Here is a 20,693-nt window from a genome sequence, read left to right as displayed (position 1 = left end):
GCACTCCAGCAGTGCGGCTTTTTGCTGCGCTACTCGCCAAAATGCTGATTCAAAAAGTCGAGCGTCTTGTTGTTGGACCAGGCGTGTCCGCCGTCGAAGAAGTCAGCGTCTACGTTTTGCGGGACGCCGAGAACGCCGTAAACCTGCTTGAGTTTTCCGAGCCCGTTGCGAGCCCCGTCGATCGGGAAAATCGGATCGTCAATTCCATTGATCAACAAGACCGGCCGCGGCGCGAACAGCGCCACGACATCCGCCATTTCACCATGCCGCATCACGCCTGGTAGGCAATTGCAAATGCAATGATGGATCGAATAGATCGACGTGCGGTATTCTGAAAAGGCGCCGGCGATCATCGCCAGTTTGATGCGCTCATCCAGGATTGGCAGATACATCGTCAACGTACCGCCGCCCGAGAGCCCGCCGACACCGATCTTGTCGGGGTCGACTTCATCACGCGTTTGCAAGAAGTCGACAACCCGCATCGCATCCCAGCAACGAATTCCTTGCGGCGTCATCCCCATCAAGAAGGCGTTCATGCTCATTTCATGACAGCTGCGCGGCGGCGACTTCACGCCAGAATCTTGTCGTCCGTGCGTTTCGTTCCAGCCGCGAACGACCATCGCCGCGGTGACATAGCCATGCTCGGCCATGTAGACGGCATAGTCGAGCGCGGACTCGTCGGTTTTCTTTTTCTGCTTCGCATCTTCGTTGAGGCGAATATAAGGATCAATTCCGCTATGACCATGCAGACAGATAATCGCCGGGGCTTTCACTTTTCGCGCGTGCGGAACAAAGTAGTAAACCGGCGCCCAGTAGGTTGGCTCGGTGCGCACGTAAATCTTGTAGCGTGTGAACTTCTCGAACTTCTCTTCTTCCGCCCACTCAACTTCCAACGGCACGCGCTGGGGCATTTTTCCCAGTAGGCCGACGATCGTCGCATGCATCTGCTTGCGCCAGGCTTCATGCTCGGCCGGAGTCTCGGCATCCCACGCCAGGTCGGGCTCTATCGTATCGGCAAGTTTTTGAAAGCTGTGCGTGACGTTGTTCGGTTCTTTTGCCGCCGCTGGCGCTTCGGCATATACCAACGCAGGAGTAGAAACGACCAACAAGGCGAACAGCGACGCGCTGCGAATGAACGAGTAACTCGGCATGCTAGTCATGACAGGCGAGGGCTTTCGGAAGGAAGAGGAAGTCGGGAGTCGCTACTTCGTCAGTTGAATATCGAACGTCTGCGGTTTTTCGTCGATGACGATCTCTAATCCGCTCGTGGCGAACTCTTGATATTTGGCAGGGATATCTGAGGATTGCGTTTTCCGCGGCGCGCGCTCGCTTTCAAGAAACTCTTCCTCCTTCGGTTGAACAATCACTTTGTAGGCGCCGTGCGGAAGGCCGGCGCCATGCTGACTACGCAGTTGATAAGTACCGTCGGCTTCCAGCGGCGCGCTTGCGCCAAAACCTTGATCGGACATAAAGCTAACGGTCCCTTCGGAAACCGGCTGATCATTGAACGTAACTTTGCCAGCGACTGCCGATACCGGTACTGCATTCTCACCGCTGCAGCCTGTAAGACAGACCGCGGTTGCAATGAGCAGCAGTATGCTGGAATAAGTCGGGGAAAACGAAGAAGCGGACATCCGATATGTTTCCTGGAAATCGATGGATAGGTGATCGGAAAGTTACAAGGCTTGAACGAAGTTGTCGCGCGCTGCGCTGACGATTACAGGGAACCGCCGATCAGCACATTGCCGTCGTCCCGAATGCAAATGTTGCGCAACACATCCCAGTCAAGCGTATTGGGGAGAAAGCTGACTCCCGCATCGCAGCGCAACACCATGGCGCCGCCGGGATGGGCGGAATGAATCGGCGTGTTGGACCCAGTTTGATGGTTGCCGCCGCTGCCGGTAACCTGGGTACGAAAGCCAACCCCATAGCGGATCGCCGAGATGTTGTAATAGTTCCCACCGGTCCATGCGGCGCCGTTCGTACCGCCGGGATAGCCCTCTATATAGGCTCCGATCCAAGCGCCGCGGCGACTGCTGTTGCGTTGGTCGATGTTTTTGCCGCTGGAGTCGATGGTCCAATTCGATTGTTCGGCGATGATGATCGTATTGGTCAGGCCATCCGATATTTGTGCGAGTCGCAGCGATTCGTTGGGAATCAGCGTGCCATTGCTACAGACATAACCGCTGGTCCCGGTGACGCATCTTCCTTGGCCGGTTGGGTCGGTTACGCTTGTGTTGCTGGTCGAAGCTCCGGCAATGCCGATGTAGGACGACGTACCGCACTCAACCGGACCACTGGGGTTCTCGGCGAATTCCGGCAAAGGACTCGACGGACATTGATAGGCTGGCGCGTTGAATCCCTTCATCACTTCGTAATTCGCCAATCGATATCCAGTCATCGATGTCGAATCGAACAGCATCGCCGACGCATTGTTGAAAGCCAACTGATCGTAGATGTTTCCTTGTTCCAAAAAGGGAAGCAAATGCACGAGGAAATTAGAGTGCCAGTAGTACTGGGCGCCGATCGGTAACTTTAGATGCGTGTCATGATAATTATGTACGGCCAAACCGACTTGTTTCAAGTTATTGCTGCAAGACATGCGGCGCGCCGCTTCGCGCGCTTGTTGCACTGCCGGCAAGAGCAATGCGATGAGCACGCCAATGATGGCGATCACCACGAGCAGCTCGACCAGGGTAAATCCGCGAGGATGAGAACGAAGCGTAACCATTGATTGTCTCACTGAACAATGAATCGAGAAGTATGAAAAAAATATCGAAGCTGAACTTCTGACGTATGTCCGGTTTTCATCCGTCGAACATTCAGTCTGCGTTTCCTATTAAAATTGCTACGAAGGGCTTGCAAAGGTCTAAAATGACGCCACACGAAACCAAATCCGAATGAACGGGTTAGAACGGATTTCCGGCCACCACATTGCCGTCATCTCGAATGCAAATATTGCGTAATACTTCCCAGTCAAGCGTGTCAGGGAGAAAGCTGACCCCTGCATCGCAGCGCAACACCATCGCGCCGCCGGGGTGAGCCGAATGAATCGGCGTATTGGATCCGGTCTGATGATTGCCGCCGCTGCTGGAAGCAATCGTGCGAAAACCGACCGCATAGCGAATGGTCGAGATGTTGTAATAAATTCCCGAACCCCAAGCGGTTTTTCCGGGATACTCGGTTGAATTGGCGCCAATCCAAGCGCCGCGACGACTGCTGTTTCGCTGATCGATGTTCTTGCCGGAAGAATCAATCGTCCAGTTCGACTGTTCGGCGATGATCACCGAGTTGGTCGTGCCGTCCGAAATTTGCGCCATTCGGAGCGACTCATTCGGAATCAAGGCGCCGTTGCTGCAAATGTAGCCGCTGCTGCTGGATGAAACGCAGCGCCCTTGCCCAGTTGGATCAGTCACGGTGGTGCTGTTGGTTGGCGCGCCGGCGACTCCGATATACGACGTCGTGCCGCATTCCACCGGACCATTGGGATTCTCGGCGAATTCTGGAAGCGGACTCGACGGACATTGATAGGCCGATGCGTTGAATCCTTTCATTACCTCGTAATTCGCCAATCGATATCCAGTCATCGATGTCGAATCGAACAACATCGCCGACGCATTGTTGAATTGCAGTTGGTCATAGATGTTGCCTTGCTCCAAGAACGGCAACAGGTGCACCAGGAAGTTCGAGTGCCAGTTGTACTGGGCGCCGATCGGCAATTTGAGATGCGTGTCATGATAGTTGTGAACCGCCAAACCGACTTGTTTTAGGTTGTTGCTGCAAGACATGCGGCGCGCCGCTTCCCGCGCTTGTTGAACCGCCGGCAGCAACAGGGCGATCAGCACGCCGATGATGGCGATCACCACCAGCAATTCGACCAAAGTAAACCCACGGGAGCGCTGACAAATCGAATTCATAGGAATCTCGCTGCATTGGGAAAAGAGTATGGAATCAATGCGTTCGATGAGCAAACAGTTCGCCGGCGAACCTGAGAAGCGTCCCTTCGCAGCTTTCACCGTCTGATTGACAGTAACATGCGAAAAGTGCGCGGAACATGCGTAAACGCGCAATTCTCTTTCGATAATGCGCATTGTCCGCCAGCGAGAGAGGGCTCGCTTGGGGTAGAAGCTGCAAGCGGGAAAGTGCACAAGCGATCAGCACCTGCGCAGCAAGTTATCGCTGCTGCGCGAGTTCGGAAACGGCTCTAACCTTCGAGTCCGGTCATCGTGCTGGTGCTGGTCGCAAACTGGTCGATCTCCAGCCCTGTCTTCTGCAGCATCGAGAGGTAGAGATTCGGCAGCGGATAGTTGTTCTTCCGATCGAATGCGAGATGCTGGCCATGGCGGAATCCGCCGCCGGCGAACAGGACCGGCATGTTACGATTATCGTGGTTCGACGCGTTGCCCAGGTTGCTGGTCATCAAGACCGACGTGTTGTCGAGCAAGCTGCCGCCATCTTCTTCGGTTTTGTCGAGCCCACGCAGGAAGTCGCCCCAAGCGCGAACGATGGCCGCTTCGACCAGCGCCAACTGCGCCAGCTTCTCTTCGTCACGTCCGTGATGGCTGAGCGAGTGATAGCCTTCGTCGACACCTTCGATCGGCACGACTCCGCCGGAACCGCCCAGGTGATACGAGACGAAGCGGGTTGAATCGGTCGAAAGGGCCAAGCGAACCATGTCGCTCATCAACCGTTGTCGGCCGATGAAGTCGTTGGGGTTCGAGATGTCGATCGGCTTGGTGAAGTCGACTTTCGGCTTCGGGCGATGGGCCCATTCTTCGGCTTCGACCATCCGCTTTTCCAATTCACGCACGCTAGTGAAGTAGGCGTCTAGCCGATCTCGGTCGCCGGCGCCCAGTTCGCGTTGCAGCGCTCGCGCATCTTCAGCGACCAAATCCATAATGCTCTGCCCCTGTCGAGCACGATGGACCTGCTTTTTCTGATCGGCCGGCGAATCGGTCACAAACAATTGCATAAAGAGCCGCGCCGGCGAGCTTTCGGCCGGAATCATCGAGCCGTTCTCGGTATAGGAAGGGCTGTTGCTGCCTGACGAGCTAAGCACGAGCGACGGAAACCGCGTCTGATTGCCCAGGTGTTTCGCCAGCAGCTGATCGACCGAGATTGTCGTGCGCGACTGAGCGCCGCTCCCCATCGGCGTGGCGCTTAGCAAGCTTGCTTCTGCGCGATGCCCGCCCGAGACGCCGGGATGCGAAACGCCCGAAATGACCGTATAGCGATCGCGGATATCTTCCAACTGCTTCAGATACAACGGCGCTTCGTAATCGCGCCCAGGCGTGCTCGGAAAGAGATTTTCGGAGTGCAGGCCTAGTCCCAGGGTCATCGCTACAAAACGCTTGGGCGTCGCCGGTTTGTCGCTGCCGGCGAAGGCCTGATTCATGGCGCTGAGCCACGGCATCGACATCGCGATACCAGCGCTGCGCAGGACGGTTCGGCGGTTCAGTTTTTTACCGAAGTTGAAGTGAACCTGACCAGACATAAGTCACCGACTTTCTCGCTGAATTTGAACGTTATTTGCTTAAGAACAACGGACTGGCGACCACCGCTTGGATGATCGAACGCAAACCGTAATCTTCCGCCGCCGTCTCTTCGACGATCGCTTCCACCGCGTCGCGATCCGCGAACGCGATCAGTGCGCCAGTTCCGTAGACCAGCAACTTCTCGGCGACGCAGGCCGCCAGCTTCTGAGGTTTACGGACGGTGATCGCTTGAAAGCCATCGATGTCTTTAAACTGTTCGCCGTCGGGCAGCACATAGCTGGCGTCAATAACGGCGCCAGTTTTCCGCTTCGTTCCCGACATCTTGATATACGTATCTCGCCATCGGCCCGCGGGGTCGAAATTTTCTAACGCGAAACCCGGCGGATCAATCTTCACATGGCAGCTGGCGCAATCCCCTTGCGAACGATGCTTGGCCAGTTGCTCACGGATCGTCGTCGCGCCGCGAATATCAGGTTCTACTGCCGGTACGTTGGTAGGCGGAGGAGGAACCGAATCCCCCAAGATTCGCTCCAACATCCAAACGCCGCGCAGCACCGGCGATGTATTCGATCCGTTGGCGGTCACTTTCAAGATGGCGCCTTGCGTGATGAGCCCGCCGCGATGACTTTCTGGCGAAAGCGTAACGCGACGCAACTCATCCCCTTCGACTCCATCAATGTGGTAGTAACGAGCCAAACGACTATTGAGAAACGTAAAGTCAGCGTCGATCAATTTGTCGACGCCCAGGTTCTCTTGCAGCATCGTTTCGAGGAATGCTTCAGTTTCGCTCAGCATCGCTTGCTGAACGATCGGATCAAAATCACGATACAGCTTTCGATCAGGCGTTGTAAAATTAATCTGATCCAAATCGAGCCATTCGGCCGCAAAGTCATGGATAAACTGGTGACCTTTCTCACCGCTCAACAAGCGAGCCGCTTCGGCTTGCAGCGTTCCCTTATCCTGTAATTTGCCGGCGTCCGCTAAGCGGCGAAGCTGCTCATCTGGCGTACTGCCGGTCAGCAGATAGCTAAGCCGCGTTGCGATCGCATGATCATCCAACGGGCCCGGCGCTTCGGAAAAATAAAGGAAGCGCGGCGAACAAAGAAGCGCCCGATAACCCATCCGCAGCGAACTGACAAAATCGTCGCCGTCATCAATCGCCGCTTGCACGCGTTCGACATAAGGAGCGATCTCCGTGGCCGAGGTCGGTCGACGGAATGTACGCTGCGCGAAAGCCAACATCAAGCGAGCCGCATCGTCGCGCGGCGACTTGCTGACCACTTGGAACGGCTTTTTCTTATCTTTGTTGGGAATCATCTTCAAGTCGCCCAGCACCAGGCTGCGAACATGATCATCATCACCGTTCAAATGAATCCGCTCCATCGTGATCCGATCGAAGGCGATTCCCGACAGGTCTTGCGACTCCCCTTCTCCCACACCGACTTGACCCCCTGCGAAACGGCCTTTTTTCAGCGTGTCGTCGCCGGGACGAATCTCCAGCATGTGCCCTTTCGGCAGCCATGTCTGAAACTCGATCGTCTTCGGCTGGTCCATCGCTTCGAAGGTGGTCACGTCTTGCAGCAGCGGAGCCGTCGAAACGCACAAGCCGGATCGTACCGTCGACCAGACGCCGCCGGTCTCTGGAGGCTTCAAGCCAGAGACGGTCACTCGGAAGCGAAACCAACCGTCATCGCGAGCCGTTGTTGCCGGGATCCGTCCGTAGTAGATCAAACCTGACGACCAGATCACCGCTTTGCCGTCACGCATCTCAGGCTCGCGGCAGCGTCGCTTCGGATTGGTTCGCGAAACTCCTTGGGCGTCGAAGTCGCGCACATACGCATCTTCGGGCGAGAGAGCGCGGCGAAACGCTTCATCCAGCGCCGCGTCTACCGCTCGCAGATGGGCCGCCAATTGAAAGTGCGACATCGACTGTCCATCGGCGACCGTCGTAAAACCGTTCGGTCGAGACTCTTCCGGCAAATAGTCGGTGAGCGGAATATCGATGCCGAGCAGATCGTGCAGCGAGCGTTCGACTTGCAGTCGGGTCAGTCGTCGCGCTTGAACGCGTCCTGCGATTTCATGTTGCGAAAGTTGCTGGCGACGGAGATGCGTACGCGTCGCACGGAGAAACTTCTGCTTCTCATCGGCATCGGCCTCGCCAAACTCGGTCGGCGGCATTTCGTCCGACTCGACCCGGTCAAAGATCCGCACCCAACGATCTTGAACCGCTTCGTCGCTCAAATCAAAAGAAAGCTGCTCCAGATCGAGACCCGCTTCGGAAGTCGCCCCTTGATGGCAGTCCAGACAGTTGGTTGCGACAAACTTTCGAATCGCGGCCGGCGTTTGCGGAGGCGCCGGAGTCGCGGCAAATACCGAGGTCGCTAGCGTCAGCAAGACGAACAACATCACCACAAATCGCGGCAAAGATTGCCCGAAATTGCGCATATCGGTTGTGACGAAATCAAAACGCGACATAGCGTAGGAGTGCCGTAAGGTAGGACTGTGGCTGGGTTTGCAGCAATTGGGCGGGGTGGGATAGCGTCGGTGGATGTGGGGACGCTATCCAGTAATCATACCAAAATTATCGGCTAAAGCGAGATATTTTGCGTCCCAATCGACCGAGAATACGGGAGATTCGATGCTGTAACACCTTCCCCGCGTTGCGACGAATCACCTTGTATGGCCCTCCGTTTCGGATCAGGCGATCCAACCTTTGGCCCGCGAAATCGGCTGCATCAAGCGGTCGAAATTGTCGTACAGGATCTTCTGCTTCTGCTCATCGGGCAGATCGGCGCCCAGCACTTTGCCCAACTGAGAAGAGAAACTGCGTCCTGGCGCGTCGCTTCCATAGAGGACCCGGTCGGCGCCGAGTTGGCGGACGCCTGACTCGACGATGCCGGAGGTCGGATAAAAGCCGCCGATTCCGATCGACACGTTGGGAGCGGCGGTAACCGCGCGAATGCCAACTTCCCAGTCCCCGCCAGAATGTCCGCAAATGAAGGGATAGTCGGGATAGCGTTGCGCCAGTTCAACCACATCCTGCGGAGTCGATTCGTTCGGCAAATTGCCGGAGACTTTTAGCCAAGTGTGTTGGTAGATGACCGCTTTCAGGTCGATCGCTTTTTCAAAGACTGGTGCGTATTCGCTGCGACTGCAAACTCCGCTGAAGCCGCCGAGCTTGAGTCCGACCATCGGGCCATTCCCCACCCATTTTTGCAGCAGGTCGACGCTCTCGGCCGTCTTCTGCAGATCGCACCAGACAAACCCATACAAGCGATCGTAATAGCGCTCTAGCACGCGGACGATCTCGTCATCGGAGAACGGCCCCAGCGGCTTGCCGACTTCTAAAAACAAGCACAGCTTGCTGATCCCGACACGACCGGCGATCGCGAGCAACTGCTCCGCTTGTTCCATCAAGCTGTCGCCGGTCAGTTGCGGCGAAGGCAGATGGCAGTGCATATCCCAAATCTTCATGGGGCGAATCCAAATCGCGGAGGATGCTAGGCGGGAAGCAGCGTGTGGGCCGTGCCAAAACGAATCGCTTGCTCTTGCTGCGGCGTCAGGACCGACTCGGCCAATTTGAGCCGCGCCGAATCAAAATAGAACATCGGCGAATATGACCCAAACAGCAAATGTTCGGCTGTGGTCGTCGCCAAAAGCTTCGAGACGCCTTCGCTTGATTCCAGCTGAGCGATGTCGCAATAGACGTTGGGAAGGTTCAGCAATTCCGCTTGGGCTTTCCCTGCAGCACTGTTCACGCCGTTCAACAGCACCAGTCGCAAACCGGCGGTCGACGCGGCGAGATCACCCAGCGGCGCCAGGTTGACTGTCGGCACGCGCATCTGCGGATGTTGCGTCCGCGGGTCTTCTAGCCATCCGCACAACTGGACGATTAGGTTGCGCTCGGCGGCTCTTTGCAACAGTTCCTGAAAGCGGGCCTCTTTCAAGTCATAACCGTGATAATTGGGATGAAGTCGGATGCCCGGCATCTGATATTTCTCGGCACACAGATGCAATTCGTCTTGCCACTGGGGCAGCAGCGGATTGATCGATCCGAACGGAATAAACAACCCGTCGCCATGTTGGGCGCACGCTTCCGAAAGTCGCCGATTGACCGCGCCAATGTCTTTATGAAAAACGCCGTCAAAACTACCGGTCCAGGCCTGGGTGATTCCTTTGCTGCGCAGCATCGAAGCCAACGCATCTGGCGTATCATCGCGCAAGCGACGAAACGGCCAGCGTGATAAATAGACGTTAACGTCGACCCAAAATGGGGCGGCGGACTTGGCTTCGATCGCCGGTTCGGCCTGGATTGGCTGGGCATGAGACAGCAAGCCGCCGGCAGAGATCAGCGTGAGAAAATCGCGGCGAGTGACGTTTGCGGCGCTCACGGTCATGTGACGAACTCATGAAGAAGGCAGGGGTAATGGCCAAAAAAGAGAATCGCTTCCCCAATTCGACGCGGCCGATTCTTTATGATACATCGAAATATCATGGAGAAGAATGGAAAGCTCAAGAATCGCGACAAGTAACGCTGGCGCTTCCTTGAGAGGTCGCCGCCTGACGCTAGGTTTTTCTGCGCGCCCGCTACGTCCGCAAGGACTAGACCGCTAAACTACAAGTCTGTCGAGTTAGGCCGTTTCGGCTCTCGGCTTGTTAAAAAAATATCGAGTTCGCTCGCCACCTTCGGAGATTCGTACTATGACGACGGCGCCATCGTTGACCCAAACCGCTGCTTGGCAGGCTCTTCAGTCGCATTACGATCAATTGGCCGATGTTCAGCTGCGCGATCTTTTCGCCAACGAGGCGGACCGCGGCGAAAAGCTTTCACTCGACGCGATCGGCATCTATCTCGACTACTCGAAGAACCGGATCACCGCCGAGACGATCTCGCTGCTGGTCGCATTGGCCGAAGCCTCTGGTCTGCGAGAGCGGATTGACGCGATGTTCCGCGGCGACAAAATCAACGTTACCGAAGATCGCGCCGTTTTGCATACCGCGTTGCGAGCTCCGCAAGGAGCGACGATCAACGTTGACGGCGAGAACGTTGTGCCTGCGGTTCATGCGGTGCTCGATAAGATGGCCGCTTTCTCCGCCAAGATTCGTGGCGGAGATTGGCGCGGGCAGACCGGCAAGCCAATCAAAAATATCGTCAACGTCGGCATCGGCGGGTCTGACCTGGGGCCAGCGATGGCCTACGACGCGCTCAAACATTACAGCGACCGCAATCTGACATTCCGGTTCGTTTCGAATATCGACGGCACGGACATGGCCGAGGCGATTCATGACCTCGATCCGGCCGAAACTTTGTTCATCATCGCTTCGAAGACTTTCACCACGCAAGAGACGCTGACCAACGCGCACACCGCGCGACTCTGGTGTCTAGAGACGTTGAAAGACGAAGCCGCGATCGCCAAGCACTTTGTCGCGCTTTCGACCAATGAGAAAGAAGTCGCCAAGTTCGGCATCGATACGGCCAACATGTTTGAATTTTGGGATTGGGTCGGCGGTCGCTATTCGTTCGACTCGGCGATCGGCTTGTCGCTGATGATCGCCGTTGGCGGCGATCACTTTCGCGAGATGCTCGCCGGCTTTCACGAGATGGACGAGCATTTTCGCACGGCGCCGTTGGATCAAAACATTCCGGTCCTCATGGCGCTGCTCAACCTTTGGTACAACAATTTCTTTGGCGCTGAAACGCAAGCGGTGCTGCCGTACGATCACTATCTCGGCAAGTTCAGCATGTACCTGCAGCAGTTGGACATGGAAAGCAACGGCAAGCGAGTCACCTTGGATGGTGCGCCAGTTGACTATCAGACGGGGCCAATCGTCTGGGGAACGCCGGGGACCAATGGGCAGCATGCCTATTACCAACTGATTCATCAAGGGACGAAGCTGATCCCCTGCGACTTTATCGGTTTTTGCCAATCGCTAAATCCGCTGGGCGATCATCACGACAAATTGATGGCCAACTTCTTCGCCCAGCCGGAGGCGCTTGCATTTGGCAAGACGGCGGCTGAAGTGAAAGCGGATGGAGTCGCCGACTTCCAGATATCGCACCGTACGTTCCCCGGCAATCGTCCGACCAACTCGCTGTTGATCGACAAGCTGACTCCCGCTGCGCTTGGCAAGTTGATCGCGCTCTACGAGCACAAGGTCTTTACCCTGGGGACGATCTGGCGCGTCAACTCGTTTGACCAATGGGGCGTTGAATTGGGGAAAGTGTTGGCCAATCGGATCGTGCCGGAACTGACCTCCAAGTCCGAACCGACGCTTGAGCATGACAGCTCGACCAACGCGCTGATTGCCCGCTATCGCAAGCGGAAACGGTAAGCGGTGATTTAGATTCCTTCGCCGTACTTGTTGTTTTTATCGGGCTCGACGGCATCCGACGCCGGCGGGTTCCATTGGGGGAACTCGTCGGGCTCGCGCAGCTGTCCATCTTTGACAAACAGCTCCAGAGCCTCGGCCAAGTACGGCGTACGACTCTTCATGTCGCCGCGAATCAAGTAAAACTGGGGCGCGTCGTAGTATTGGCTGTAGCGAATCGCATAGATGCGGCCGACTTCGCTTTGATCCCCCTCAAATGCGAGCTTTAGCTTGACAACCTGGCCGATCTCAAAGGCAGGTCGCGGCGCTTCTTCGGCCAGCACCGGACGAATACGAATCTTGCGCGGACCATAGGCGAGTTCGTAATATCCATCCGGTTGCAACTCGCGGCGAAAGATGCGGTCGCTCGGAATCAAGCCGGCGGCCAAATTGCGATCGTCGGGATGGATCCAATCATCTCCATCTTGCGGCCAGCGCGAAAGCATCACATAGTCAACGTCCGGCTTGAGAGGCATTGACTCTGAGAATTGGGTGTCGCGTTGCGGATCGGTCATGATCATTCTCAGGGCACGGGGCGCGAAAACCGACAATTCCTACTTGCCGGCGGCTGTGGAAGGTTATTCGTCCGCAGCCGGCTTTCATTTTAAGAAAAATGTTCCCGATTTGCGAACCGCTGGTCAGCGGTTCCTTGGCCAGCAGGTCTATGCGAATCCCTGGCTCAGTCGTAATCTTGTTCCGGCTCGGCCCAGACCTGGGCGTTTCCATCCACATCGACTTCGACATGGATCACGCTGGGCCGACAGCAGACGGGACAATCTTCGACATACGTTTGACTATGGCCTTCCGATAGATCGATCGGCACGACAATCTCTTCGCCGCATGCGTCACAGACGTAGCTTGCATCTTCTTGCATGGTGGCTCTCCGCCTAGAGAGAATTAATGGCCTGAGGTCAATTTTAACCCAATGATCGACCCCACCAACAGCAGCAGGAAAAATCCTCGCGCCGGCGACAGGCTTTCGCCAAACAGCCAAACGCCCAGCAGCGCTGCGCCGCTTGCCCCAATGCCAACCCAAATTGCGTAGGCCGAGCCGATCGGAATGGTTCGCGCCGAAACGGAAAGGAGAAACATGCTGGTGACTATCGCGGCGGCGGTCAGCAGACTGGGGAGCGGTTTGGTAAATCCCTCGGTATACTTCAGCCCGATCGCCCAACCGATTTCGAGCAGGCCAGCGACAATCAAAATAATCCACGCCATGAGACGCTCCTTGGAGTAAGGGCGTCGTCTTTACATAACCGGGTACGGCGCGTCTCGTCCGGGGCAGAATGCCAGCAATCGCTAGTCAGAACGAATCATCCTAGCTCGAATGTCGCCCGTGACAAGGCGTATTTGCCGTAGCTCTATTTTACAGGGGGAAGCTGGACGCCCATGTCTCGCAGCATCATCTTCATGTCTTCCCAGACCTCGCGTTTGGCCGATGGATTGCGCAACAGATAAGCAGGATGATACGTCGCGATTACTTTGGCTCCGCCGTAATCATGAAACTTGCCGCGCAATTTGCCGATCGCGGTTTCGGTCTTCAACAGGTTTTGCGCGGCGAACTTGCCGAGACAGACGATATAATCGGGCTGAATAATCGCGAGTTGCTGCTCGAAGTAAGGCATGCAATTGGCGTTCTCCTCCGGCGTTGGATTTCGATTCCCCGGTGGGCGGCATTTCAGCGTATTCAAGATATAGACATCTTCACGCTGAAATGTGCAGGCCTCAATGATCTGCGTCAGCAATTTGCCGGCGCGACCAACGAACGGCTCTCCTTGCTTGTCTTCGTCGGCGCCGGGGGCCTCGCCAAAAAAACAGATGCGCGCATTCGCATTGCCGACGCCAAACACGGTTTGCGTTCGCGTGCAGGCGAGTTCTTCGCACAACACGCACTGCGCGACTTCGGCCGCCAGCACGTCCAACTGTTGCTGTCGCCCTCCAGGGGACGCGTTTGCGACCGGTGGAGGATCAGGTTGATGGACGACAGGCGTCGCAGTGGGCGCAGCGATTGGCGCTGCTGGTTGCGGCAGAGACGCTTTCGGCTCGACAGCCGGCGCAGGAGCAAGCAGCAATTCTTCCGGAACTTCCAAGATGCGGCCTGGGGGCGCAATCTCGACGCCGGCCGATTGCCAGTCCCGCATTTGCTGCAGTAAGGCGCGGCGAAGATGAGCTTGCGGGTCGTCAGTCATGCCAAAATTTACAGGAACGATCGGAAAATCGAATAGCGATAACTATCGATTATCGGCAATTCTAGGCCGACGTGAAGACGTTGCCGACGAGAACTTCGCCCAAAACAGACTGCCGAATTTACAGCAGACCTCCCAGTAGGCAGAATAAAGGGGCTCTACGAGCTTGAAAATCCTTCCTCTACCGCCCTGGTCCGCATGCAAAACATCTCCCGCCGCGCTTGTTTGGCGCAACTAGCCGCCGTAACCAGCCTGCCGCTAATTTCCTCCGCTTTCACCGCCGAAGCGGTTTCGGACGTGCGCTGCACCGTGCTGCTGCGCAGCGGTTGGCAAACGGTGAACATCGGCGACATCGCCCACACGCCAGGCGTGCTGCAGCTAATGCAGGACTATCTTCCCAACGTCGAGGTCGTCCTGTGGTCGAATGCGCTCGATCGCGGCGTGCGTGAAATGCTGCTGGCCAACTATCCGCAATTGAAAATTGTTAGCGGCCACGTCCGCGCCGACGGCAAGTTCTCGAACGAGGAACTGCAGCAGGCGTTTGACCAGGCCGACTTCCTGCTGCATGGATCGGGTCCCAGTGTCGTCGCCGCCAGAGACGTCGACTCTTGGCGCAAAGAAACAGGAAAGCCGTACGGCATTCTCGGCGTCACGATCAGCGCCGGTGGCGAAGCGGCCAGTCGCAAGCTTACGCCGCAATTGCAAAGCTTGCTGGAAGGGGCCGACTTCGTTTTCACGCGCGAAGAAAAATCGCTGCAAAACATCAAAGAGGCCGGCGTCACAGGACCTTACTTGGGCTTTGCTCCGGACGGCACGTTTCATTTAAAGTTGAAAAAGTCGGAAGCGACGCAAGCGTTTATCAAAGAATATGACTTGGAGCCGCGTAAGTTCATCGTTTGCGTTCCCCGACTCCGCTACACGCCGTATCACAAGATTCGTAAGACCGGCCTGGAATCGAAAGAGATCGCCCGCCGCGAAGCGGTAAATGAAGCGCACGCCGAAGAAGATCACGCCAAGCTGCGAGCGGCGATTATCGCATGGGTTCGCAAGACCGGCGGCAAAGCGGTACTGTGCCCAGAGATGACTTACCAGGTCGAAATCATGCGGCCGCTACTGTTTGATCCGCTGCCGGAAGATGTCAAGAAGAACGTGGTGCTGCACGAAAATTATTGGATCACCGACGACGCTGCAACGCTGTACGCCGATGCGGCGGCCGTGATTAGTTGTGAGTGTCATTCGCCGATCATCGCGGCAGCGGTCGGAACGCCCTGCATGTACCTGCATCAGCCAGAAGATGGAATCAAAGGGAACATGTGGCGCGATGTAGGACTGAGCGCCTGGTATTTCCCCATCGAAGAAACCTCAGGCGACGACATCGCGGCAGCCACGTTAAAAATCGCCGCTGACTTCCCCGCCGCGAAAAAACGAATCGACGACACCGTCGCCGGAATCGAGACCAACTACGCCGAGAATTTTCAAGAGATCGCCGAGTTGCTGCAGAAGGCGGCCTCTTCGTAGCCAGCAACGCAAGCGAGGGAAATTCGGCTGGTTACTTCGATCGGCCTTTGATTTGCCGAACGATTTTTCCTCGCTCGCGCAGCGGACTACCAAGCAAAGACGAACTACGCGACCTTCACCACGATCGCCGTCACGTCATCGCGGCGCGGCGTGTCGGGGGCGAAACCAGAGACGGCGTCGACCATGTCGGCGACGATTCGCTCGGCCGGTTGTCCGCGCCGTGCGTGGATGATCGATAGCATTCGATCATTGCCCCACTGCTGACCGGCGAGATTCTCGGTCTCGGGAATTCCGTCGGTCGCCATCAGCAAGATTTGACCTTCTTCGAGCGTCACTTCGGCCGAACCGAGAAATGCGAAGTCTCCAATGACTCCCAGCGGCGGGCCCTCCCCTTCCAGGTCTTGCACGCTGCCGTCGCGACTGACGAGCCAGGCGTTGTGTCCTGCTCCGGCATAGGTCATCGTACGGCGTTCCAAATCAATCACCGCGACCCAGGCGGTGATAAAGTCGCCGAACTCGATCTCGCTAGAAATGACTCGATTCCAGCGCTCCAGGATTTCGCCTGGATCGACGTAGTGCTGAACGATCTCGCGAAAGTAAGAGCGCGCCGAAGACATCAACAGCGCCGGGCCGACTCCATGTCCGGCCACATCGGCGATCACGGCAATCAGTTTGCCATTGTTCGTCCGATGAAAATCAAAGTAATCGCCGCTGGTCCATTCGGCCGGCAAACTGATTGCCGCGACATCGTAGCCATCCGCCTGGGGAGGAGATTTGGGAAGAAAGTTCTGCTGAATCTGCTTCGCCAGCATCATTTCTTCCAGCGTATGCTGAACGGCGGCGTTCAAGCGTTCGTTCTCATTTTCGGCCTGCTTGCGAGCCAGTTCGTTCTCTTTAAAGATCGGCTCAATCGTGGCGATCCCGGCGAAAAAAAGAATCGCCATCATCAGCGTCGCTAGCGACTCGGCCCAGAGAGCCGGATGTTGCTCGACATTGATCGCCATGTTCCAGATGCGCCACATCGACGCAAACATGCCGACCGCCATCAAGACGGCGGCTCCGCTGATAAACAACCAAGCAAATCGGCGTCGATAGATCGCGTTGAGCCGCAACGCCAACACGACGGAAACGATTTGAAACGCCGCGGCCAAACCCAGTACGATCTTGAACGCCGTCATCGTTGTCGTCGTCACCGAGGGAAGAAGGAATGCTCGAATTGTGTACGAATGACCGTGCGGGATCAATCGTAGGCAGTGCGCGAATGAGCGAAATAGAGCGAAGAAGAAGATTCGATGAAGAATCCCACGCCCACTAATCGTACAAGCGGAAGAGTCGCTTGAGTGCGTCAAGCAGACTGTCGGATGAGGCGCTTCCCGCTTCGTCACGCAGCGATTCTAGCGGAGGGTGCAGCAGCTTGTTCACCAGGCGATCAAATGATCGGGTAATTTCGTCGGCAATGCGAGGATCGAGTTCGCCCAACTTGTTGAGCAATCGTCTCAGTTCCTCGTCCTTCAGTTCGTCCGATCGTTGTTTCAACCGGCGAATGGTCGGCGCCGTAGCGCGATGGTTAAGGTCGGCCATAAACTTGGCCGTTTCGTCTTCGATAATCCGCTCAGCCTTGGGCCATTCTCGTTCACGAGCCGCCCGATTCTTGTCGCACGTCTGACGCAAATCGTCGATCGAAAAGAGGTAGACCCCCACGCGCTCGGCGATGCGCGGATCAAAGTCGCGCGGAATCGCCAGGTCCAAGACAAACAACGTCCGTTGGAAGCGGGCCGCTTCTAACTGCTTGTATTCTTCCAGATGAATAATCGGCTCTGTCGCGCCGGTAGTCGAAACAATCAGGTCGGCTGCGACGACCGCTTCGTGCAGTTTGTCCCAATGCAGCGCTTTGCCTGCGAACGTCGCCGCCAGGCGTTCGGCGCGTTCTAGGCTGCGATTGACGACCGTAAACGCTTTGGCCCCGACATCGACCAAATAGCGAGAAGTCTCTTCCGCCATTTCGCCGGCGCCGATGATCAACACGTTTTTGTCGTCAAACCGATCAAAGACATTGCTGGCGAAATCGCTGACCGCGACGCTCGGAATGCTGACCCGCTTTTTGTGGATCGTCGTCTCGTTGCTAACACGCTTGGCGACGCGAATCGCCGCTTGAAAACAGCTATGGGTCAACGTGCCGGCGCTGTCGATCTGCGTCGACAGTTCATAGGCCTGTTTTACTTGCGATAAGATCTGCGCTTCGCCGACCACCATGCTGTCGAGACTTGCCGCGACGGTAAACAAGTGCCGCACGACATCTTCACCGGTGCGCTCTAGGACGTTGTCAAAAACGTCTTTCGCTTCCAGCTTGTGGAACTCGGCCCAGAACTGCACCATGTCGTGATGCGTCGGACAGAGGTTGCCGTCGAGCGCCGCCGTGTAGATTTCGGTTCGATTGCAGGTCGAGAGCAGCACCGATTCGATATCGGGAAAGCGACGGTGAAACGTTTTCAGCGCCTCTTGCGCCTGGTCAGGACTAAACGCCAGGCGTTCGCGGATTTCGACCGAAGCGTTGTGATGGCTCAGGCCGATCATCTGCAACTTCATCGCGTCCCCTCTTCGCTTTGAGCGATGGTAGGAGTGAGCGAGTTGTAGAGGGACGCCTGTTCTTTGGGAGACCGTGCATGCTGCGTCGGCCCGAACAAGATCAGCGCCAGCACCAGGCCGAGAAACATAAAGTTGGCCAGCGTCAGATAGGCGATTTTTTGCCCTTGCCGCGCCGGTTTGTAGATCAATTCAAACAGCGTCGCCGCGACCAGCCACAGGAAGAGAATCCCGGAGCTCCAGACGACGGGATCGCTCCACGGGAAACTGTTGGTTTGGCGATCGATTTTCAGCAAGACGCCTGCCAGCAGTCCGCCGGCGAGCAGACAGGTCGAAACGATCAGCGTGCGGCGGTTGAAGTTTTGCAGCCATTCGAGACTCGGCAGTCGAAACCCTTCGCGCTGCAGCATCTTGTGCTTCAGCCGATACGATTGAATCAAATACATGATGCCGGTTGCAAAGCCGAGAAAGACTGCCGCTGTGCCGGCTAACAGCAACACACCGTGAATGATTTGCAGCGGCCGCACCCGATTGCCGGGATCAAACGGCGCGACTTGATCCATCCAATAGGCCATCCCCAAAAGCAGCAGCACCGGTGGAATCATGAAGAGCCCGAGCGCCGTTTTCGGATGGGTCAGCGACATCGCCAAATAGGTCGCCGCCAACACCCAAGCCACGATCAGGCACCAATGATGCCAAGACGAGATCGGCCCCGCTTCGACCAGTCCGTTTTGCTCTCCGACCAAATAAATCGTATGTGCGATCAAGCCGGCGGCCATGAATCCGACCGACAAAATGGCCCGGACTTGCGCGCGGAAAAAGAGCCGCACGATCTCAAGCAATAGTGCGACGCCGTAGCTGGCGGTAAAGCAGAAGATGGAAATGCCGGAAAGCATTGGGGGGTAGGTATCTCGCGGATTGGGTCGACTTCATCATTCGCCGCCGAGTCTAAATCGGCAACCGGGCGCCGACGACTGGCGTTCGCTTTTGATTCTAAGGATAATCCGGGCCAAGGCTTACGTCAGGCGGAGTTCCCGCCGTTTTCTCTCGACCGAAAGGAGATTTCCGATGCAGCCCCGCATGAGTATTGTTTGTTTGGGCGTCCGCGACTTCGCCCGATCTTACCAGTTTTATAGCGATCTCGGGTTCAAAACGACGGCCCAGCCAACCGATCCGATCGCCTTTTTCTCGGCCGGAGGCGTAGTGCTGTCGATTTTTCCGCTCGATCAGCTCGCAGCCGACATCGGTCCCCACGTTCCCATCCCGCAGCCCGGCTTCGGCGGCATCTCGCTCGCCCATAACACCCGCGAGAAGGAAGAAGTGGACCAGGTCATGGCCCTCGCCCAGCAATGCGGCGGCACGATCGTCAAACCGCCCCACGAAACCGACTGGGGCGGCTATAGCGGTTATTTCACCGACCCCGACGGCTACCACTGGGAAGTCGCCCATGGCGCGATGTGGAAATTCGACGACCGCGGGTGCCTGATTTTGGAATAAGCCGCCGAAAAGAAACCCCAAGCAGCGCGAGCCTAATCCGCAGGCTCGCGCGAACCTGGCTCCCTCTTTTTAGAACTACCCCCTAACATTACGATAGAGCCCATACTAGGTCCGCCTGTCGCACAGCGCCCTGCGGATCAAGAAAGATAACCTTTGGTCCTCGTAGCTCAGTGGATAGAGCAGCGGTTTCCTAAACCGCGTGTCGGTGGTTCGATTCCACCCGGGGGCACTTATGTAAGCCATGAATCTGTAAAGGTTTGCGGCTTTCTTTATGCCTGTCTTCGAGCTCTGGACAGTTCTCGAAATGGTCTATTCAGGTCTGTTTTAGTCCCCATTTGCGCACACCATGCGCACAAACTTTTGAGCCGTTATTGGGTGGCGATTTACGGGGGATAGCAGGTAGTGGCAATCGATCAACGTGCTTCATCGAGGAGCGACTCAAAGCGGGCACGCGTCACGATGGACTAGGCTGTGGCAGATTCTGGGGATCGGGAGTTTTGTGGTCCGAACTTGCCCCGACTGAGCAATTCAACTAGAACCTTCGAATCGTGGAACGGCGAGGCTTTGTAATTATGAGAATTAGGAATCGATTGCGATAACCGGTCGTAACCATCAATGCGACATTCGGGCTCAAGTTGGTTCTTCAACGCGTCTGGCTAGGAAAACTGCTATCAAAGAGACGCGACTTTTCCATCAGAGATGTCTAGGAGAGATATTCGCAGTATCCCTTCGCCACCTTCTCGCGAATTAGGCGATGGCATTTCTAGGTCCTGGACGATTCAAGCGTTCTCAATAATCCAGCGATCAAGCTGCGCATCGGCTACTGCTTTCGATAGGTCCAAGTAGCCGAATTTTCCACTCTTTCTTGCGAGTTAATTGGTCCGGTTGGGTGCAATGCGGCTTACGACCATCTGGTGATGGCGATCGATTCGTCGGCTCGGCATCAATAGGGGTTTGGCAACGATGAAAAGCAGGGCGGGCTGCTGATACAGCTAGTCATGAGATTGACGTGATTGATCGTCAACTGCTGCTGAAACTACTCATT

18 protein-coding genes, 1 tRNA gene and 1 riboswitch are annotated in these 20,693 nt (G+C 56.3%); of the genes, 4 read left to right on the top strand and 15 right to left on the bottom strand.

Annotated elements, in window-relative coordinates; genetic code table 11:
• Positions 1 to 29: 29 nt before the first annotated feature.
• The 8 genes from M4951_RS22880 to M4951_RS22845 form a co-directional block, all read right to left on the bottom strand.
• Positions 30 to 1,160, bottom strand: a complete 1,131-nt coding sequence (locus M4951_RS22880; RefSeq protein WP_262023921.1) for an alpha/beta hydrolase family protein — start codon at positions 1,158 to 1,160, stop codon at positions 30 to 32.
• Between the two features lie 42 nt (positions 1,161 to 1,202).
• On the bottom strand, positions 1,203 to 1,634 hold the full coding sequence (locus M4951_RS22875) for a hypothetical protein (RefSeq protein WP_262023920.1): 432 nt from the start codon (positions 1,632 to 1,634) through the stop codon (positions 1,203 to 1,205).
• An 83-nt stretch (positions 1,635 to 1,717) separates the two neighbouring features.
• Positions 1,718 to 2,731: a DUF1559 domain-containing protein gene (locus M4951_RS22870; RefSeq protein WP_262023919.1), complete on the bottom strand. Its 1,014-nt coding sequence runs from the start codon at positions 2,729 to 2,731 to the stop codon at positions 1,718 to 1,720.
• Positions 2,732 to 2,909: 178 nt separating this feature from the next.
• Positions 2,910 to 3,917 (bottom strand): DUF1559 domain-containing protein, encoded by a 1,008-nt coding sequence (locus M4951_RS22865; RefSeq protein ID WP_262023918.1) that lies wholly within the window; start codon positions 3,915 to 3,917, stop codon positions 2,910 to 2,912.
• 287 nt (positions 3,918 to 4,204) lie between these two features.
• Positions 4,205 to 5,494, bottom strand: a complete 1,290-nt coding sequence (locus M4951_RS22860; RefSeq protein WP_262023917.1) for a DUF1552 domain-containing protein — start codon at positions 5,492 to 5,494, stop codon at positions 4,205 to 4,207.
• A 31-nt stretch (positions 5,495 to 5,525) separates the two neighbouring features.
• The gene (locus M4951_RS22855) at positions 5,526 to 7,970 is read right to left on the bottom strand and encodes a DUF1592 domain-containing protein (protein ID WP_262023916.1); all 2,445 of its coding nucleotides are present in this window, start codon (positions 7,968 to 7,970) and stop codon (positions 5,526 to 5,528) included.
• A 222-nt stretch (positions 7,971 to 8,192) separates the two neighbouring features.
• Entirely contained in the window at positions 8,193 to 8,969 is a 777-nt protein-coding gene (locus M4951_RS22850) for an amidohydrolase family protein (RefSeq protein ID WP_262023915.1), read from the bottom strand.
• 26 nt (positions 8,970 to 8,995) lie between these two features.
• On the bottom strand, positions 8,996 to 9,892 hold the full coding sequence (locus M4951_RS22845; protein ID WP_262023914.1) for an amidohydrolase family protein: 897 nt from the start codon (positions 9,890 to 9,892) through the stop codon (positions 8,996 to 8,998).
• A gap of 304 nt (positions 9,893 to 10,196) precedes the next feature.
• On the opposite strand from M4951_RS22845, the gene pgi reads away from it, so the two are divergent.
• Positions 10,197 to 11,828, top strand: a complete 1,632-nt coding sequence (gene pgi / locus M4951_RS22840; RefSeq protein ID WP_262023913.1) for a glucose-6-phosphate isomerase — start codon at positions 10,197 to 10,199, stop codon at positions 11,826 to 11,828.
• Between the two features lie 8 nt (positions 11,829 to 11,836).
• On the opposite strand, the gene M4951_RS22835 is transcribed toward pgi, so the two are convergent.
• The 4 genes from M4951_RS22835 to M4951_RS22820 form a co-directional block, all read right to left on the bottom strand.
• Positions 11,837 to 12,379 (bottom strand): hypothetical protein, encoded by a 543-nt coding sequence (locus M4951_RS22835; protein WP_262023912.1) that lies wholly within the window; start codon positions 12,377 to 12,379, stop codon positions 11,837 to 11,839.
• A gap of 164 nt (positions 12,380 to 12,543) precedes the next feature.
• Positions 12,544 to 12,738, bottom strand: a complete 195-nt coding sequence (locus tag M4951_RS22830) for a CPXCG motif-containing cysteine-rich protein (RefSeq protein WP_262023911.1) — start codon at positions 12,736 to 12,738, stop codon at positions 12,544 to 12,546.
• 23 nt (positions 12,739 to 12,761) lie between these two features.
• Entirely contained in the window at positions 12,762 to 13,082 is a 321-nt protein-coding gene (locus M4951_RS22825; protein ID WP_262023910.1) for a DMT family transporter, read from the bottom strand.
• Between the two features lie 18 nt (positions 13,083 to 13,100).
• A riboswitch (guanidine-III (ykkC-III) riboswitch) is annotated at positions 13,101 to 13,163 on the bottom strand.
• Between the two features lie 62 nt (positions 13,164 to 13,225).
• Positions 13,226 to 14,053 carry a uracil-DNA glycosylase family protein gene (locus M4951_RS22820; protein ID WP_262023909.1) on the bottom strand — a complete coding sequence of 276 codons (828 nt, stop codon included), beginning with the start codon at positions 14,051 to 14,053 and terminating at the stop codon, positions 13,226 to 13,228.
• Between the two features lie 195 nt (positions 14,054 to 14,248).
• Here M4951_RS22820 and M4951_RS22815 point away from each other — a divergent pair, with 195 nt between their 5' ends.
• Entirely contained in the window at positions 14,249 to 15,568 is a 1,320-nt protein-coding gene (locus tag M4951_RS22815; RefSeq protein WP_262023908.1) for a polysaccharide pyruvyl transferase family protein, read from the top strand.
• 104 nt (positions 15,569 to 15,672) lie between these two features.
• On the opposite strand, the gene M4951_RS22810 is transcribed toward M4951_RS22815, so the two are convergent.
• From M4951_RS22810 to M4951_RS22800, 3 genes are all read right to left on the bottom strand, one after another.
• Complete coding sequence (locus tag M4951_RS22810; protein WP_262023907.1) at positions 15,673 to 16,746, bottom strand: PP2C family protein-serine/threonine phosphatase; 1,074 nt, start codon at positions 16,744 to 16,746, stop codon at positions 15,673 to 15,675.
• Between the two features lie 133 nt (positions 16,747 to 16,879).
• Positions 16,880 to 18,154 carry a glutamyl-tRNA reductase gene (gene hemA, locus M4951_RS22805; RefSeq protein ID WP_262023906.1) on the bottom strand — a complete coding sequence of 425 codons (1,275 nt, stop codon included), beginning with the start codon at positions 18,152 to 18,154 and terminating at the stop codon, positions 16,880 to 16,882.
• Complete coding sequence (locus M4951_RS22800) at positions 18,151 to 19,047, bottom strand: RAP domain-containing protein (protein WP_262023905.1); 897 nt, start codon at positions 19,045 to 19,047, stop codon at positions 18,151 to 18,153. The genes hemA and M4951_RS22800 overlap by 4 nt, the downstream gene beginning before the upstream one ends.
• Positions 19,048 to 19,231: 184 nt before the next feature.
• Here M4951_RS22800 and M4951_RS22795 point away from each other — a divergent pair, with 184 nt between their 5' ends.
• Together M4951_RS22795 and M4951_RS22790 are read left to right on the top strand one after the other, a co-directional pair.
• Positions 19,232 to 19,648 carry a VOC family protein gene (locus M4951_RS22795; protein ID WP_262023904.1) on the top strand — a complete coding sequence of 139 codons (417 nt, stop codon included), beginning with the start codon at positions 19,232 to 19,234 and terminating at the stop codon, positions 19,646 to 19,648.
• Positions 19,649 to 19,804: 156 nt separating this feature from the next.
• Positions 19,805 to 19,877 (top strand) — tRNA-Arg (locus M4951_RS22790).
• Positions 19,878 to 20,693: the final 816 nt, after the last annotated feature.

It is taken from the genome of Blastopirellula sp. J2-11 (assembly GCF_024584705.1).
Taxonomy (GTDB): domain Bacteria; phylum Planctomycetota; class Planctomycetia; order Pirellulales; family Pirellulaceae; genus Blastopirellula.
The sequence above is the reverse complement of the archived record's forward strand: the minus strand, read 5'-3'. Positions and strand labels throughout refer to the sequence as shown.